This window comes from Sedimenticola selenatireducens DSM 17993, from assembly GCF_000428045.1.
Lineage (GTDB): Bacteria > Pseudomonadota > Gammaproteobacteria > Chromatiales > Chromatiaceae > Sedimenticola > Sedimenticola selenatireducens.
Map to the genome: position 1 here is coordinate 43067 of NZ_ATZE01000004.1, position 17661 is coordinate 60727.

At 55.5% G+C, this 17661-nt stretch carries 15 protein-coding genes; 11 read left to right on the forward strand and 4 right to left on the reverse strand.

Going from position 1 to position 17661, the window contains the following annotated elements:
• Positions 1–5 precede the first annotated feature (5 nt).
• Positions 6–1454: an ATP-dependent RNA helicase RhlE gene (rhlE, locus tag A3GO_RS22505; RefSeq protein ID WP_037374684.1), complete on the forward strand. Its 1449-nt coding sequence runs from the start codon at positions 6–8 to the stop codon at positions 1452–1454.
• Positions 1455–1496: 42 nt separating this feature from the next.
• On the opposite strand, the gene A3GO_RS0104490 is transcribed toward rhlE, so the two are convergent.
• On the reverse strand, positions 1497–2252 hold the full coding sequence (locus A3GO_RS0104490; RefSeq protein WP_029132390.1) for a class I SAM-dependent methyltransferase: 756 nt from the start codon (positions 2250–2252) through the stop codon (positions 1497–1499).
• A gap of 133 nt (positions 2253–2385) precedes the next feature.
• Here A3GO_RS0104490 and gap point away from each other — a divergent pair, with 133 nt between their 5' ends.
• From gap to A3GO_RS0104520, 5 genes are all read left to right on the forward strand, one after another.
• Positions 2386–3414, forward strand: coding sequence for a type I glyceraldehyde-3-phosphate dehydrogenase (gene gap / locus A3GO_RS0104500; protein WP_029132391.1), 1029 nt, complete (start codon positions 2386–2388; stop codon positions 3412–3414).
• Between the two features lie 15 nt (positions 3415–3429).
• Positions 3430–4245 (forward strand): posphoenolpyruvate synthetase regulatory kinase/phosphorylase PpsR, encoded by an 816-nt coding sequence (ppsR, locus tag A3GO_RS0104505; protein WP_029132392.1) that lies wholly within the window; start codon positions 3430–3432, stop codon positions 4243–4245.
• A 350-nt stretch (positions 4246–4595) separates the two neighbouring features.
• The gene (locus A3GO_RS0104510) at positions 4596–5696 is read left to right on the forward strand and encodes a Re/Si-specific NAD(P)(+) transhydrogenase subunit alpha (protein WP_029132393.1); all 1101 of its coding nucleotides are present in this window, start codon (positions 4596–4598) and stop codon (positions 5694–5696) included.
• A 143-nt stretch (positions 5697–5839) separates the two neighbouring features.
• The gene (locus tag A3GO_RS0104515; RefSeq protein ID WP_029132394.1) at positions 5840–6124 is read left to right on the forward strand and encodes a proton-translocating transhydrogenase family protein; all 285 of its coding nucleotides are present in this window, start codon (positions 5840–5842) and stop codon (positions 6122–6124) included.
• Positions 6125–6139: 15 nt separating this feature from the next.
• A complete protein-coding gene (locus tag A3GO_RS0104520) occupies positions 6140–7543 on the forward strand; it encodes an NAD(P)(+) transhydrogenase (Re/Si-specific) subunit beta (protein ID WP_029132395.1) in 1404 nt (467 codons plus the stop codon).
• A gap of 86 nt (positions 7544–7629) precedes the next feature.
• On the opposite strand, the gene A3GO_RS0104525 is transcribed toward A3GO_RS0104520, so the two are convergent.
• Genes A3GO_RS0104525 through A3GO_RS22510 form a run of 3 tightly spaced genes read right to left on the reverse strand, consistent with a single transcriptional unit; the run spans position 7630 to position 10080 of the window.
• Positions 7630–8673, reverse strand: coding sequence for a succinylglutamate desuccinylase/aspartoacylase family protein (locus A3GO_RS0104525; protein WP_029132396.1), 1044 nt, complete (start codon positions 8671–8673; stop codon positions 7630–7632).
• A gap of 3 nt (positions 8674–8676) precedes the next feature.
• Entirely contained in the window at positions 8677–9582 is a 906-nt protein-coding gene (gene rimK / locus A3GO_RS0104530; protein WP_029132397.1) for a 30S ribosomal protein S6--L-glutamate ligase, read from the reverse strand.
• Positions 9583–9597: 15 nt separating this feature from the next.
• On the reverse strand, positions 9598–10080 hold the full coding sequence (locus A3GO_RS22510; protein ID WP_051301830.1) for an ATP-dependent zinc protease family protein: 483 nt from the start codon (positions 10078–10080) through the stop codon (positions 9598–9600).
• 267 nt (positions 10081–10347) lie between these two features.
• Here A3GO_RS22510 and acnA point away from each other — a divergent pair, with 267 nt between their 5' ends.
• The 5 genes from acnA (at position 10348) to A3GO_RS0104560 (ending at position 17652) form a co-directional block, all read left to right on the forward strand.
• Positions 10348–13059 carry an aconitate hydratase AcnA gene (gene acnA / locus A3GO_RS0104540; protein WP_029132398.1) on the forward strand — a complete coding sequence of 904 codons (2712 nt, stop codon included), beginning with the start codon at positions 10348–10350 and terminating at the stop codon, positions 13057–13059.
• Positions 13060–13141: 82 nt separating this feature from the next.
• Complete coding sequence (locus tag A3GO_RS22515) at positions 13142–14491, forward strand: DUF2254 domain-containing protein (RefSeq protein ID WP_037374685.1); 1350 nt, start codon at positions 13142–13144, stop codon at positions 14489–14491.
• Between the two features lie 232 nt (positions 14492–14723).
• Entirely contained in the window at positions 14724–15749 is a 1026-nt protein-coding gene (locus A3GO_RS0104550) for a TRAP transporter substrate-binding protein (protein ID WP_245621663.1), read from the forward strand.
• A gap of 76 nt (positions 15750–15825) precedes the next feature.
• On the forward strand, positions 15826–16320 hold the full coding sequence (locus tag A3GO_RS22520; RefSeq protein WP_051301832.1) for a TRAP transporter small permease: 495 nt from the start codon (positions 15826–15828) through the stop codon (positions 16318–16320).
• Positions 16321–16350: 30 nt separating this feature from the next.
• Positions 16351–17652: a TRAP transporter large permease gene (locus A3GO_RS0104560; protein WP_029132400.1), complete on the forward strand. Its 1302-nt coding sequence runs from the start codon at positions 16351–16353 to the stop codon at positions 17650–17652.
• Positions 17653–17661: the final 9 nt, after the last annotated feature.

Consider the following 17661-nt stretch of genomic DNA (forward strand, 5'->3'; position numbering starts at 1 on the left):
TTCGTATGTCGTTTGATTCACTCGGCCTTTCCGCCGAAATACTCCGTGCTGTCTCAGAACAGGGTTACACGGAGCCGACGCCAGTACAGCGTCAAGCCATCCCCGTCGTGCTTGAGGGAAAGGATATTCTCGCCGGCGCCCAGACGGGCACCGGCAAAACTGCCGGCTTCACTTTGCCACTGCTGCAATTGCTGAGTCAGCATTGTCAGGGCAAGGGGCGCCGCCCCATTCGCGCCCTGGTGTTGACGCCCACCCGCGAACTGGCCGCACAGGTCGCTGAGAGTATTGAGACCTACGGAGCACATCTGCCGCTGAAATCCACCGTGGTGTTTGGCGGCGTGAAGATCAATCCACAGATTGAGAAGCTGCGCCATGGGGTGGATATCCTGGTGGCGACGCCGGGGCGTCTGCTCGATCATGCCCAGCAGAAAACCCTGGACCTCTCTCATGTGGAGATCCTGGTGCTGGACGAGGCGGACCGGATGCTGGACATGGGTTTTATCCATGATATCCGCAAGGTGCTGGCGATGCTGCCCTCGAATCGGCAGAACCTGCTCTTCTCCGCCACCTACTCGCAAGAGATCAAGATCCTTGCGGATAAACTGCTGAATGCCCCCGTGCTGATTGAAGTAGCCCGGAGAAATACAGCAGCCGAAACGGTTGAACAGCGAGTCTATCCGGTCGATCGCGAGCGCAAGCGCGAGCTGCTCTCGTTCCTTATTGGTTCGCGCAACTGGCGTCAGGTGCTGGTGTTTACCCGCACCAAGCACGGTGCCAACCGTCTGGCACAGCAGTTGGAGAAGGATGGACTGAGTGCCGCTGCGATTCATGGCAACAAGAGCCAGGGGGCACGTACCCGTGCCCTGGCCGGCTTCAAGCAGGGCGAGATCCGCGTCCTGGTGGCCACTGATATCGCCGCGCGCGGGCTGGATATTGATCAACTGCCCCATGTCGTCAACTATGAGTTGCCCAATGTGCCGGAGGATTATGTGCATCGTATCGGCCGTACCGGGCGTGCCGGTAACGAGGGCGAGGCGATTTCACTGGTTTGCGTGGATGAGCATCGATTATTACGTGATATCGAACGCGTGCTGAATCGCGAACTGGATCGTGAAGTTCTGGCCGGCTATGAGCCTGATCCCAGCATCAAGCCGGAACCGATCAAGAACGGCCGCAACGGCGGCGGTGATCGTGGCCGCGGCAGGCAGCAGCAGGCCCCGCGCAAGCGTGGCAATGGCCAGAAAGCGCAGACCCACCAGGAGAAACCGGTCAGGCGTGAACGCTCCGAACCGGTGAAGGGAAAGGCGGGAAACCATGCTGCCAAGGCTAATACCGATCGGCATCAACGCCCTGCGGAGGCCAGAAGCCAGGGCCAGTCGGCTCCGGCTGCAACCAACGGCAACCGGCGTTCATCACAAAACCGACGCCAACGCGCCTCCCTGCTTGGCGGCTGAACCATCCATCCGGTTACGCCCTGAGTGAATGGCGGTTGGGTATCAGGGGTTGTAACCGACCCTGATACTCAGCGGCCAGGCCACGGGGCGCGGTTTGTCTGGGTCGCCCCAGATGCGGGTCAGCGCTTGCCCGATCTGCTCAACGGGATTATGTCCGGTCTCTTGGATCATTCGTTGCACGGCTGACCAGGTGCCCAGATAACCCAGCAGATGGGGCAGGCTCCAGTCGGCGGTCATTGAGAAGACCGGCATTGTAGAGACTGGTGTGAAAGGGAAAGGGATATCCCCATAGCCCCGTTCCACCCGTTCCCGTTCCTCCGGCCAATAGCCCTGCAGCGTGTCGTGATACAGCCTGTCGATGACTGGGTCGATCCCTGGAGCTATTTTGAATAAGTTGTAACTCCAGACCGCAATTACTCCTCCGGGTTTGACCACCCGCCTTACCTCGTCGAAGAACGCCTTCAGATCAAACCAGTGCAGAGCCTGTGCGACCGTCACCAGGTCAACGGAGGCATCATCTATGCCGCTCTGCTCCGCTGTAGCGACCCGGTAGTCTATGTTGTCGTGCGATGTCGTTGCGGCGATCTGGCTGCTGCTGGCATCGGTAGCGATAACCCGGTCGTAATACCCGGCCAACTGGTATGCCGCCTGACCGCTGCCAGTGGCACAATCCCAAGCGATGTGGCGGGTTTTGGTCAGGGATGCCAGATATTCAAACAAGTCCGGTGGGTAGCCCGGCCGATATTGTGAGTAGGCGGTAGAATCTTTGGAGAAGTGGTCCTTGAAGCGATTATTCATGCTGAGCACCGAGCGGCATGGTATCTGTATTCGGCTGGGAAATGGCCGCCGAATATGGGAAAATATGGCCTTCTTGAGCTATTGCCAGCGGTCCGCACTGATCGGCCAGTCCTAAAATCGAGCATCCGGTTAAATGAAACTAAAAGTTGCCATCAATGGTTATGGACGCATTGGCCGTTGTATTCTGCGAGCCCTGTATGAGTCGCCCTATTATCGTAGCCATATAGAGATCGTCGCCATCAATGAGTTGGCCGATCTCAATGTGGTGACCCATCTGACCAAATACGATACCACGCATGGCCGCTTTCCCGGCAGCGTGACGCGGGATGAGCGGCATCTGCTGATCGATGGAGACAAAGTTGCGCTGCTCTCCGAACCTGATCCCGAGTCATTGCCCTGGCGTGCGCTTGAAGTGGACCTGGTGCTCGAATGCAGCGGCGTGTTCAAGTCTCGCCAGGATGCCGAACGACACATCCGCGCGGGCGCCGGAAAAGTGCTGTTTTCCCATCCGGCGGAGCCGGATGTGGATGCCACCATTGTCTATGGCGTCAATGATCATCTGCTGCAGTCGACCGATACCATCGTCTCCAACGCCTCTTGCACCACCAATGCCATTATTCCGGTACTGAACGCGCTACAGGAGAGTTTCGGTATTGAATGTGCCCTGATCACCACGATCCATTCGGCCATGCATGATCAGCCGGTGATCGACGCCTACGACACGGATCTGCGCAAGACCCGTTCCGCGTTGCAGTCGATTATTCCGGTTGAAACGGGATTGGCCCGAGGCGTGGTGAGGATACTGCCGGAACTCAAAAACCGTGTGCATGCCCAGGCGATTCGTGTCCCCACCATCAATGTCTCGATGATGGATCTCTCGGTGGAACTCGAACGGCCGGCCACGCGCAACGAGCTCAACCAGGTGCTCAGGGCGCTGAGTGAAAAACAGGATGGCCGGCTGTTTGGCTATATCGAGGAGCTGTTGGTCTCCTGCGATTTCAATCATGATTCCCGCTCGTCCATTGTTGACAGCAACCAGACCCAGGTCTGCAACCATCACTTCGCCAAGGTAGTCACCTGGTTCGATAACGAGTGGGGGTTCGCCAATCGCATGCTGGACACCGCCATTGCCATGGCACAGGATCCCCAGCGGAATGTTTAATCCTACGGAAAGCAGATGACCCGACAACGCACGGTATATTATGTCTCGGAGAGCACCGGTATCACGGCAGAAACACTGGGACACAGCCTGATCTCCCAATTCGAGCAGACCATCGAATTCAAGGCGATCTATATGCCGTTTATCAACACGGTCGAGAAGGCTCGGAAACTGGCCAAACAGTTCGACATGGTGGCGAAGCGGGACGGAGCCCGTCCGATTGTCTTTGCCACCATGGTGGAGTATGAAACCCGGGTCATTCTGAAGCGCTCAAACTGCCTTTATATCGAATTGTTCGACACCTTTATCGCGCCCTTGAGCCGGGAGCTTGGGGTCAATCCCTCCGGCAAGACCGGCCTGAGTCACGGCATGCTGAATGGCGACAGCTATGAGGACCGGATGGATATCATCAACTTCGCCATGGTGAATGATGATGGAGCCCGCCTGGACAAGTATGATCAGGCGGACGTGATCCTGATCGGCGTATCGCGTTCCGGCAAGACCCCTACCTGTCTCTACCTGGCCATGCATTTCGGTATCAAGGCTGCTAACTATCCTCTGACACCGGATGATTTTGAACAGAATAAAATCCCCGACAGTCTGCTTAAACACAAGGATAAGCTGGTTGCCCTGACTATTGATCCGCCACGTTTGAACCGTATCCGTGAAGAGCGGCGGCCGGGTAGTGAGTACGCCTCACTGAAGCGTTGCAGTTCGGAAGTCAGGCAGGCGTTGCAGATGTTCCGGAAACACAATATCTGGGTACTTGATACCACCACCCATTCGATCGAAGAGGTCTCATCACGCATCGCCAAGGCGATACGCTCTCGTTGAGGCACGCGATTTTGTGTGCCCGGGTATTTGCATGGCTGGCAGCTGCTCGCCGGGTGTTCGGTCATAGCGCTATGCTAGGATACCCAGGTCTGCAGGTCCGATCGCTTTGATCCTTACTTTTTGTCATTGACGAAAATCTCTGAAAGTCAAGAAAAAAACCACTACACTCACCCTAGATAGCTTTTTCGACTGCTGTGTAGTCGGTCATGTCAAGGGTACTGTGCGGATAAATTTTTTTTTGGCATTCCATAAGATTTCCCGCTTGTACGGCGTGATTTTAATAAACATAATGGCCTGTTTTTATTAATAAATTAACCTTTTTTGTGGGTTTTTTCTGAAAGCTGAATAATATGAAAATTGGGGTTCCGAGAGAGACACGGCCAGGGGAGACGCGGGTTGCTTCCACGCCTGATGTGGTGAAAAAACTGGTTTCCAAAGGTTTTTCAGTGCTGCTCGAGAAGGGCGCCGGGGAAGCCGCGCATTTTACCGATGCGGAATTTGAACAGGCCGGTGCGACATTGGTGGACCGGGCTGCTGCGCTGGCGGCTGACATCGTGCTGAAAGTGCGTAAACCGGATCTTGATGAAGTCGCCATGATGACCGATGGCGCGGTGCTGGTCGGTTTTATCGAGACCTGTGAAGAGGATGACATCCTGCGTGCGATGTTTGATAAAAACATTCGGCCGCTCGCTCTGGAACGGGTGCCTCGCATCTCCCGTGCCCAGTCGATGGACGCACTCTCGTCCCAGAGCAATATCGCCGGTTATCGCGCGGTGATTGAGGCGGCCAGCCTTTTTGGACGTTTTTTACCCTTGATGATGACCTCCGCCGGATCAGCCAAGCCGGCACGGCTGGTGGTGCTGGGTGTCGGTGTTGCGGGTCTGCAGGCCATCGCCACCGCACGCCGTCTCGGAGCCGATGTATACGCCTACGATATCAGGCCCGAGACGCGGGAGCAGATACTTTCGCTGGGTGCCAAACCGATTGACCTGGAGATTGGCGAGAGCGGTTCCGGTGAAGGCGGCTATGCCAAGGAACTCTCGGAGGAGGCCAAGGCGAAACAGCAGCAACTGCTGGCTGATGAGCTGAGCAAGGCACACATCCTGATAACCACTGCGCTGATCCCGTGTCGACCCGCGCCTGTTCTGGTCACTGAAGAAGTGGTAAAGCGGATGCGCGAGGGGTCGGTGATTGTCGATCTCGCAGCGGAGACCGGTGGCAACTGTCCGTTGACGGAAAAGGATCAAGTGATCAACAAGGAAGGCGTAATACTGGTGGGGCATACCAACTATCCCGCCATGATGCCGTCGGACGCCAGTGCGTTCTATGCCAAGAATATCGCCAATTTGCTCGATATCATGGTCGCTGTGGAAGAGGGTAAGCCAGTGTTGAATGATTTTGAACTGGATGAGATTACCCAGGCGGCATTGGTCAGGCCCCAGTCGAAGTAGTCGACGGACAGCGATACCGGGAATAGGTGAATAACGCTTTCAGTTGCATGAGTTGCAGGTTATCAATGCCACTTGCAATCAGCATAAGACAGATCTCATGGATACAGGGCTGCACGGTTTGAATTTAACAGGAGGGCAGTTAGATGCCTGATACATTGGTAGCACTCTACGTTTTTGTGCTCGCTTGCTTTATTGGTTATTACGTAATCTGGGGTGTTACCCCTTCACTGCATACGCCGCTGGTATCCCTCACTAACGCCATTTCGGGGATCATTATTGTGGGTGCGCTTCTGGTCACCGGGCTTGAAGAGGCGAGCGCCGCTGCGGGGGTTATGGGATTCTTTGCCGTTTTGCTGGCCTCGATCAACGTGTTCGGTGGCTTCCTGGTGACCAATCGCATGCTCGCCATGTTTAAGAAGAAGAAATAAGGGAGCCCGTTTGCAATGCAGATTTCAGCCAACTACCAGGCACTTGCCTATCTGGTCTCCGCCATTCTGTTTATTTTTGCCCTGAAGGGCTTAACCCACCCGGCTACCGCCCGGCGCGGTAATTACTACGGTATGGCCGGTATGGCACTAGCCATCGTGGCTACACTGCTGGGTGCCGAAGTACAGTCATACGGCTTCATTATCGCTGGTGTTGCCGCGGGTGCCGTAATCGGTGCCGTACTGGCGTCTAAGGTAAAAATGACCGCTATGCCCCAGTTGGTGGCGGCACTGCACAGTTTTGTCGGTATGGCCGCAGTGCTGGTAGCCATCGGCACCTATATCAATCGCGCCGCAGCCGGGACCCTGAATCCGGTGCTGATGACCGAACTGGCGGTCGGTATTGTGATCGGCGCCATCACTTTCAGTGGTTCGGTCATCGCCTTCGGTAAACTGCAGGGCATCATCAGCGGCAAGCCGGTAATTTTCAAGGGCCAGCATCTGCTGAATGCCCTGATGGGTGTGGTGATTGTCGCCTTCGGCGTGCACTTCGGCATGACGGAGAGTGTGGTGTCGCTGGCGCTGATGACTCTGCTCGCCTTTGTACTGGGTTTTACCCTGATTATCCCCATCGGCGGTGCCGATATGCCGGTGATCATCTCCATGCTCAATAGCTACTCCGGCTGGGCGGCGGCGGCAACCGGGTTCACTCTGCAAAACAATCTGTTGATTATCGTCGGCGCATTGGTCGGTTTTTCCGGTGCCATTCTCTCCTACATTATGTGCCGGGCAATGAACCGTTCCATTATCAATGTGGTATTCGGTGGTTTCGGCAGTGATTCATCCGGCGGTGCTTCCAGTGCGGCCGCTTTGGCGGTGGAGAAGGGTGTCCGTTCTGCTTCTGTGGAAGACGCTATCTACTGGATGGAAGATGCCAACAAGGTGATCATCATACCGGGCTATGGCATGGCGGTAGCACAGGCCCAGCATGCCCTTAAGGAGTTTATGGAATTGCTGCTGGCCCGCGGAGTTGAGGTGAAGTTTGCTATTCATCCGGTGGCGGGGCGCATGCCGGGACACATGAATGTACTGCTGGCGGAAGCCGATATCCCCTACGATCATGTGCTGGAGATGGATGAGATTAATCCGGAGTTCCCAACTGCCGATGTGGCGCTTGTGGTAGGTGCCAATGACGTGACCAACCCGGCGGCCAAGACTGATCCATCGAGCCCGATTCACGGCATGCCTATTCTGGATGTCTCCAAGGCGAAGCAGATCTATGTGATCAAGCGTTCCATGAATCCCGGCTATGCCGGTGTGGATAATCTGCTCTATTACCAGGATAACTGCTCACTCATCTTTGGCGATGCCAAGGCGGTGTGTGAGGGGTTGGCTGGTGCGCTGAAGGGTGGTGGGCACTAAACGCTTGAGCGAGCCATGTAGGCTGGTTGTGCCTTTCGGCTTATCTGCCCTGCCACCATTGTGAATGGCTCCATTCTCTTCTGGACCTACACAATCACCGGCTCATCCTGCAGATAGGGGATCGAGGGTAGGGGATCTTCTTCATGCATGGCGTCTTCCAGCAGTTCCATTTCGTCCCGACCGAGCCGGGCAATGTGGTAGAGTGCTTCACCCTGGTAGGCCAAGGGCAGCGTGGTGCGACCGATCACTATGCCGCGCCATGGTGCCAGCACCTGGGTCTCCCGCTCTCCAAACGGGTCGCTGATATATCCTAGAGTTTCATTTTTATTCACGGTTGCCCCAAGAGGTGATACCGCCCTGAGAATGCCGCTCTGGGAGGCGCGCACCCAGGCGCTGGCATGGGTGATGACCGAGGCCTGTTTGATACTGGTCCGTCGTGAAGCCGGCAACATATTGAGATGGCGCATTACCCGCACGATCCCCCTTAGTCCTATTCGGATTGAGTGTTCATCGAAACGCAGTGCTTCGCCACACTCGTAGACCACCATCGGTACCCCAAGGGCCGCCCCGGATTGGCGGACAGAACCCTCGCGCAGACCGGCATTGAGCGTTACGGGCGTGCGGAAGGCTTCCGCCATGGAGGCGGCAACCGGATCATCCAGATTGGCCCGTACCTGGGGCATATTGGCCCGGTCGATGGCTGCCGTGTGCAGATCAATGCCATGGGTGCACTGGGCCACGATCTCGTTCAGAAACAGGTGCGCCACCCGGCCGGCAAGTGAGCCTTTTTCCGAACCCGGGAAGGAGCGATTCAGGTCCCGCCGGTCCGGCAGATAGCGTGAACGGTGTAAAAACCCGGGGACATTGACAATGGGGACTGCGATCAGATCACCACGCAGTTTTTTCAGCAGTGGCAGACTGAGCAGTCGCCGAATAATCTCCACGCCATTGATCTCATCGCCGTGAATGGCGGCGCAGACGAACAGCCGTGGTCCCTCCCTGCGGCCACGGATTACATGCACCGGCATGGTCATCGGTGTATGGGTATAGAGTTGTGCAATGGGCAGATCAATAGTGAGATTTTCCCCCGGCAACACCTCGCTTGCACCGATCCGAAGCGGTTTGCTCATCATTCAGCCCTTTCCTCGTGTTTTGGTGTGATAGGGGCGGCAGTTTTTTTCGATGAACTCGATAATGGTATTGGCGATGTCCTTGTTGGTAGCGTTCTCGATCCCTTCCAGACCGGGTGAGGAGTTCACCTCCATCACCACCGGGCCGTGATTGGAGCGCAGCAGATCAACACCACAGACATTGAGCCCCATGACCCGCGCGGCACGAACCGCGGTGGAGCGCTCCTCGGGGGTGATGCGAACCAGGGTGGCCGAGCCGCCGCGATGCAGATTGGATCGGAACTCACCTTCCCGCGCCTGGCGCTTCATTGATGCCACCACCTTGTCACCGATCACCAGGCAACGCAGGTCGGAGCCTTTTGATTCACCGATGAACTCCTGGACCATGATGTTGGCCTTGAGCCCCATGAAGGCCTGAATAACGCTCTCAGCGGCCTTGTGAGTTTCAGCCAGCACCACGCCAATTCCCTGGGTGCCCTCCAGCAGTTTGATCACAACGGGTGCGCCACCGACCTGGGTCAGCAGGTCATTGATGTCGTCGGGGGAGTGGGCGAAACCGGTGACCGGCAGCCCTATGCCCTTGCGTGCCAGCAGTTGTGCCGAGCGCAGCTTGTCCCTGGCCCGGGTGATAGCCACCGATTCATTCAGCGGGTAGACCCCCATCATCTCGAACTGACGCAGTACGGCGGTGCCATAGAAGGTGATGGAGGCACCGATTCTCGGGATCACCGCATCGAAATCATCCAGGGTTTCGCCCTTGTAGTGGATGGATGGCCGGTGAGAGGTAATGTTCATATAGCAACGTAACGGGTCGATCACTCGTACCTGATGTCCGCGTGCCTTGGCTGCTTCCACCAGTCGCATGGTGGAATAGAGTTTGGCATTGCGTGACAGTATGGCGATTTTCATTCGGCGGTTTCCTGGTTATTCTGATAAAGGGTTGTCCGGCTTGCCGGCCTGATAAGAGCGTGCGGCGTCGACCAGAAAGTCGCCGCGCAGTGCTGTGCGACCCAGCAGCATCCGAAACAGCATCGTATCCCGATCGGTCAATGTCAGTTCTATCTGTTTGCTAAGTGAGCCGATGATCGCTTCGGTTTCTATCACATAGCGATTTTCACGATGCCCGCCCGAATCGGTTACCATCCGCTGATCAAGCAGATCCGCCGTGCAGATGATCGCCGTTTCTCGATCTCTCTGATGCGGGTGAACACCGAAGCGCACCCGGTCCCGGCCACGCTCCTTGTAAGGGTCGATAAAGAATGTGTGCAGCGCCGACGTACGGGCGCCCGTGTCCACCTTGGCCTTGATATGTGGAATGCCCAGTTTTGGCAGGATGAGCCACTCCCTCCAGCCCAGTGTCAACAGGGCGGGAGCGGGGTGTGCTTGCTTTTCTTCAATTTCTTGCATCTCAGTCCTATCTTAGCATCTGGGATTTCCAGCCCGGAGCAAATTTTAATAATGCAGGCGTATCCCGCCTTTCGATCTGGCAAGGCATGGCGATTCCCGGTTGTGATCGTACTCGTGTCTCTATTTGGTTTGGCTCTTTTTCTGCACGCGACCCGGCGCCGTTCAATCAGCTGCTAAACTTTACGACAGTATCGGAACATTTTCTGACTATACAGCCGGCTGCGGTGACTGCAGCATTTCAAATTCAGACCAGGGAGACTTGAGGAGATGAGTACCTCGTATAAGCAGGCCGTAACGCTGACGGTCGGGCAAACAGATTACACCATATATCCTTTTGACCAGCTACAGAAGCGGTATGCAATTGAGCGGCTGCCTTTTTCACTGCGCATATTGCTGGAAAACCTGCTGCGGCACGGGTCTGAGATCTTTGTGACGGATGAAGATGTCGAGTTCCTTGCCAATTGGGATCCACAGGCCGAACCAACACAGGAGATCGCCTTTGTTCCGTCCCGGGTGCTGCTGCAGGATTTTACCGGTGTGCCGGCCATTGTGGATCTGGCGGCGATGCGTGACGCCATGGTCGAACTGGGTGGTTCTCCCGCCAGTATCAATCCGCTCTCTCCGGTGGAACTGGTAATCGATCATTCGGTGATGGTGGACCACTTCGGCACGGCGGAAGCGTTGAACCAAAATACGGAAATTGAAATATCGCGTAATCTTGAGCGTTACAAGTTTCTGCGCTGGGGCCAGACGGCCTTTGAGAATTTTAGTGTGGTGCCGCCGGGTACCGGTATTGTGCATCAGGTTAATCTCGAATATCTCGCCCGCGGGGTTTTTACAAAGCAGTGTGACGGCGAACAGTTGGCCTATCCGGACAGCCTGGTGGGAACAGACTCCCACACCACCATGATCAACGGTTTGGGTGTGCTGGGATGGGGGGTGGGGGGGATCGAGGCGGAAGCCGCCATGCTTGGTCAGCCGATAACCATGTTGATACCCCAGGTGGTGGGGTTCCGGCTGGTTGGAAAACTGCCGGAAGGGGCAACCGCCACCGATCTGGTGTTGACGGTGACCGAGCGTCTGCGCCAGTTTGGTGTGGTGGGGAAATTCGTTGAGTTTTTTGGCAACGGACTGGCAAACCTGTCACTTGCCGACCGCGCCACAATTGCCAATATGGCACCGGAATACGGCGCCACCTGCGGCATCTTTCCGATAGATGCCGAGACCATTCGTTACCTGCAACTGACCGGCAGGGATGAACATACGCTGCAATTGGTGGAAAGTTACACGCGCAGGATGGGGTTGTGGCACGATGCGGATACGCCTGAGGCGGACTACAGCGCTTTGTTGACACTGGATCTGTCGGAAGTGGTGCCCTCCATTGCCGGGCCCAAACGGCCACAGGATAGAATCCCCTTGACTGAAGCCAAGGCCAGCTTTTTGCATCTTCTTTCGGAGCACAGACAACAGGCACCCGCCACCGCCGATGTAACCGATTTTGATGAAGAGGGTGGACACCCGCCGAGCGATTCCGGTGCGGTTGAAGTCACCTATCGGGGGGAGACCTTCAATCTTGAACAGGGTGCCGTGGTGATTGCCGCCATTACCAGCTGTACCAACACCTCCAATCCGGCCGTTCTGGTGGCTGCGGGTCTTCTGGCAAGAAATGCACGCAAGCTTGGATTAAAAGCCAAACCCTGGGTCAAGACCAGTTTTGCCCCTGGGTCCAAGGTGGTAACTGACTATCTGCAACGTGCCGGCCTGATGGAGGAACTTGAGGCGCTGGGCTTCTATCTGGTCGGTTATGGATGTACCACCTGTATCGGTAATTCAGGACCGCTGGCCAAAGAGATCAGTCAGGGAATCAATGCCGGCAATCTGCTGGTCACCTCGGTGCTCTCCGGCAATCGCAATTTTGAAGGGCGGATACATCAGGAGGTCAGAGCCAACTACCTGGCATCTCCACCGTTGGTAGTGGCCTACGCCCTTGCCGGCAACATGAATGTCGATCTGTATAACGACCCCATCGGTCATGGTCCCGAAGGCAAGCCGGTGACATTATCGGATATCTGGCCGGCTAGTAGCGAGATTCAGCAAGTGATGGCCGGTTCGCTGGATGCGGAGATGTTCAGGAAGAAATACCAGGATGTCTACACCGGGAATGAGATCTGGAACAATCTGCCGATTGAGACCGGTGAACGCTATGCCTGGTCGGATTCCACCTATGTACGACTACCTACATTCTTTGAGCGTATTGCAGAAAAGCGTCCAGGCGTGAACTCGATAGAGGATGCCCGTTGCCTGGTGAAAGTGGCCGACAGTATCACCACCGACCATATTTCACCGGCTGGCGCCATCGCTGTCGACAGCCCGGCGGGACGCTATCTGCAGGCTCACCGGGTGGCACCACAGGACTTCAACTCCTATGGGTCACGACGGGGCAATCATGAGGTGATGATGCGCGGTACCTTTGCCAATATCCGTCTACAGAATCAACTGGCGCCGGGAACGGAAGGTAGCTGGACCACCCACTTCCCATCCGGAGAACAGCTCTCCATATTTGATGCAGCAGAGCGATATAAAGAAGCGCAGACACCCCTCATTGTGCTTGCCGGCAAAGAGTACGGTACCGGTTCGTCCCGCGACTGGGCGGCCAAGGGTCCGGCGTTGCTGGGGGTCAAGGCGGTGATCGCCGAGAGTTACGAGCGTATTCATCGTTCCAATTTGATCGGCATGGGGATTTTGCCACTGCAGTTCAGGGCGGAGGAATCTGCCGATGTGCTCAATCTGGAAGGCACGGAATATTTTTCAATTCCCGCTATCACCGAGGGCCAGGAATCGGTTGTGGTATCCGCCCGCAGGGAAAGTGGCGGTATGATCAGTTTCAAGGCAAAAATTCGTATCGACACACCCAATGAATTCGCCTATTACGAAAATGGGGGAATATTACACTTTGTGTTAAGGCGATTGGCCGGGTAGCTGAACCTGTCGGGTAAGTGCTTAAGACCACTGTTTATTGTCACCGGCTGAATGCCGGTATCTATCGGGAGCCGAGGCTCATGTGGGACCGTTAAAAAATACCCGGCTCTACAAGCTTTGGGATCAGTTGCGCTCCAGTTACTGGTTTTTGCCAACTGTTATTGTAGCGCTGTCGATAGGGTTGGCATCGTTATTGATCGTCGCCGATCACCGTTACCCGTTTGATCAGACATCCCGCTCATCCTGGCTGTTCCTGGGCACGGCGGAATCTGCTCGGGTGATTCTCTCCACCATTGCCACCGCCATGATCACGATTGTCAGCCTGACATTTTCCATGACTATTGTGGTTTTGACGCTCGCCAGTTCCCAGTTTGGACCACGTCTGATCTACAATTTTATGCGCGACCGCAATAACCAGGTTGCGTTGGGCGTTTTTCTGGCTTGTTTTGTGTTTTGCATATTGATATTGCGTTCTGTGAAATCGGATGTTGCGGGAAATTTCGTGCCACAGCTTGGCACCACCGCCGCCATGGCGTTCGCACTGTTCAGTGTGGGTACGCTGATATTCTTTATTCATCACATTGCCGACAGCATCCATGCCAGCAGAATAATTGCCAATGTACGCAATGAACTTGAACTCATCGTTACGCGACTGATGCCTGCGCGATCCGGGACAGGATTGTCCGAGGAAACCGAATGGCAGCGCCTGATGGATATGATCGATTCCTCGTCCATGCCTATAGCGGCGCGTGACCGGGGTATTCTGCAGGCTATTGAAGAGGCGGAATTGCTGGAGTGGGCACAGCGACATGATCTGTTGATCCGGCTGTATCATCGCCCGGGGGCGTTCGTCATTCGTGGTACCCCCCTGTTTGAAGTGTACCCTCGTGAACGCGTGCCCGTGGATCAGTTGGTCCTCCTGCAAGATGCGTTTCGATTTGGCAATAAACGTACCCTGGTTCAGGATATCGAGTTTGCGTTTCAACAACTTGTTGAAATCGGCGTACGGGCTTTGTCACCGGGAATAAACGACCCATTCACCGCAATGTCATGTGTGGAGGAACTTGGCTCGGGGATTGCACTGGTTGCAATGCGCGGGTCACAGCCACGAATATGGCGGGACACTGGAGGAAAACCCCGGATACTGGTAAAGGCGGTGGAGTTTGAAGGCCTTGCCGATATCGCTTTTAATCAGATCAGACAGGCCGGTAGCCGCCACGTCGCGGTAATGATACGCATGCTGGAGGTGATCGGAGACGTTGCATCAACACTCTCTGATCAACAGCAGCGCAGCGTCTTGAGGCGGCATGCCGATGCCGTTCATGCGGCGGCAACTCAATCTGCCCGGAACAAGGGGGACCGGGCAGATATCGATGCGCGTTTTCAACAGGCAGTCAGTCAGCTTGGTGAGATCAATAAAGCCGATGCCTGATCAATCGATACGCCAATCCTGATAGTGCGGCATTGGTGTTTTGGGTGTCCGGCAGGGCCTGTTTCGTCATGCAGCAACCGGCGGGTTTGCTCACTTGGCACCTGCGGCCAGCTATCTTTATGTCGATATAGTTCGGCATTACCCCTTTTATTTTGGTGGATTGTTGTTGTTGACAAAGGTTGCATATGCAACTAAGTTCATTTGACAAGCAGATCCTGGAGGAGGGATGCACATGATAAAGAGAACCATAACAGCCGGCTTGTTGATCGCGGCCACTCTGACCAGTTTTGCTGCATCTGCAGCAAATCCGATTGAACTCAAGATGAGTCATTTTCTTCCATCGACACATCCGATTCAGCGGGATTTCCTGGAGCCTTGGGCCAAAGAGCTGGAAGAACGCACCAACGGACAGGTGAAGGTGCAGATTTTTCCGGCGGGTTCATCCTTTGGTCATGTAGCCAAACAGATGGACCAGGCGCGTGCCGGGGTGGTGGATATCGCACATGGTCTTTCCGGAATCCCGCGGGGACGCCTTCCCAAAACTTCGATTATCGATTTGCCCTTTCTGGTTCAAAGTGCCGATGCCGCGAGTAAAACCCTGTGGAAACTCTATCCGGATCACCTGACGGATGAATACAAGGGTGTGAAGGTGCTGGCGCTGCATGCGCACAATGCCGGCCTGATCCATACGCGCGGCAAAAAAGTGACCACCATGGAGGATCTGAATGGATTGCGGTTGCGTGCACCGTCCCTCGCCATCTCCATGATGCTGGAAGAGCTGGGTGCGTCTCCTGTCGGCATGCCACCCACCCAGGTGTATGAAAACCTTGAGAAGGGCGTGATAGACGGTACCGTGTTTCCCTGGGAGGCGGTGAACGGCTTTAAGCTCTACGAACCGTTGAACTACCATCTGGACGCCAAGGCGTATACCACATCGTTCTATTTTGTAATGAATGAGCGAAAGTACAGGTCCCTGCCGGAGGATGTCAGAAAGGTGATTGATGAGATGTCCGGACAGACCCTGGTAAACAAGTTCGGAGACTGGTGGAACCAGTGGGACCAGCCAGGCCTGGATGCCGCTGTCAAGAAGGGTAATGAGATAGCAAGCCTGACCGATGAACAGCGGGACAAGTGGCGGGAGCGCCTGGCACCGGTGATTGATAAGTATCTCGCCAGCCTTGAGCAGCAGGGTGTCAAGGATGCCCGCGAAATTTACAAGAAAGCTCAGGAGTATGTCGCCGAATTTGAAGGCAAGTAAGTTGCAGCTGTGGTGATGGGCGGCGTCCATCACCACATCCGCTCAAACCGACGCACAGGTTACTATGTTTCAACGAATGAACCGCGCTCTGCTACAGATCAGCAAATGGTCGGCCTGGAGTGGCATGATACTGCTGCTGGGCGCTGTATTTACCACCACGGCCGATATCCTGGCCAGAAAGCTGTTCGGTTTCACTTATCAGGGTACGATCGATATTGTTCAGCTGCTTGTTCTGTCATCCGCCTTCTTGTCCATTCCCTACGCCTTTATCACTCGCAGCCATGTCGCGGTCGCCATCTTCACCGATAAATTCGGTGATCGCGGACGGGCCGCTATCTCGGCTCTGGCAGCCTTTTTGGGTACCGTTATTATGGCGGCGTTCGGTTGGTTTGGTTTTAATCATGCAAGCATGCAGATGGAGTATGGCGATGTTTCCCAGACAATCGGCATTCCAATTGTCTGGTATTGGGTCCCGGTGATCTACGGTTGTGCCTTGTCCAGTCTGATTTCCCTGATGATGAGTGGTGAGTCGATTTATAAAACGCTGCTGGGGGAGCGTTCCCTGTCATGATTATTGCTGATTATTTCCCGGTGACTGTCCATGTCTGAAACAGCCATTGGATTAGTCGCCTTCGGGGTGATGTTTGTGCTGATCGGATTGCGTGTGCCCATTGCCATTGCCATGGCGACGGTGGGTGCGATTGGTGGTCTGATTCTCAATGGACCTGACAGTGTTATTTTTGTCATGGGATCGCTCCCATTTGAAACGGTCTTTCCCTACAGCCTATCGGTGATACCACTGTTCATCATGATGGGGGTGTTCGCCGCCCGAGCCGGTCTCTCAAAAAGCCTCTACGCAGCGGTGCATGCCTTTATTGGACACTACCGTGGTGGATTGGGCATGGCGACGGTCGGTGCCTGCGCCGCTTTCGGGGCCATCTGCGGCAGCAGCTTGGCCACGGCCGCCACCATGAGCAAGGTGGCCATGCCGGAGATGCGCAAGCGCAATTATCATGATGGTCTGGCTGCGGCAAGTATTGCGGCGGGAGGCACATTGGGCGTGCTGATTCCTCCCAGCGTCATTATGGTGATCTATGCCCTGCTGACAGAACAGTCCATAGGGCAGATGTTTGCGGCAGCGATTATTCCGGGGATTGTCGCCACGCTGCTCTATATGCTGGCGGTCTGGGGACAGACCCTGGTCAACCCCGCAGCCGGGCCTGCCGACGAGCGGGTGGGGATGCGCGGGCGTATTCAGGCATTAATCAACGTCTGGCCGGTTCTGCTGCTGTTCAGTGTGGTCATCGGCGGTATCTATATGGGTTGGTTTTCTCCAACAGAAGCCGCCGCCATCGGTGCTTTTGGCGCCTTCCTGCTGGCCGCGCTGAAGCGAAAACTGAACCGGGAAGTATTTCTCGACGGTCTCGGTGAAACCGCCACCACCAGCGGCATGATTTTTATGATACTGATCGGTACGGCACTGTTTAACTATTTTGTCGAGACCACCGGCCTGCCGCATCGGCTGGTCGGCTATGTGGGTGAGTTGGGCTGGGCTCCGTTTGCCATTCTGCTCATGCTGATCATTTTCTATATCCTGCTCGGCTGTGTGATGGATGCGCTCTCCATGTTGCTGCTGACCCTGCCATTTGTCTTTCCGCTTATCCAGTCACTGGGTTTCGATCCGATCTGGTTCGGTATCATCATGGTATCCGTGGTGGAGGTGGGTCTTATCACGCCGCCGGTCGGGATGAACCTGTTCGTGATTATGGCAACAACACCTGGCTTGAAGTTGGGCACGGTCAGTCGGGGGGTGATACCTTTTCTGCTGGCCGATGTCGTGCGGATTACGCTGCTGATCCTGTTCCCAGCCCTGGTGCTCTGGTTACCTTCGTTTATGCAGTAGCAAGGAACT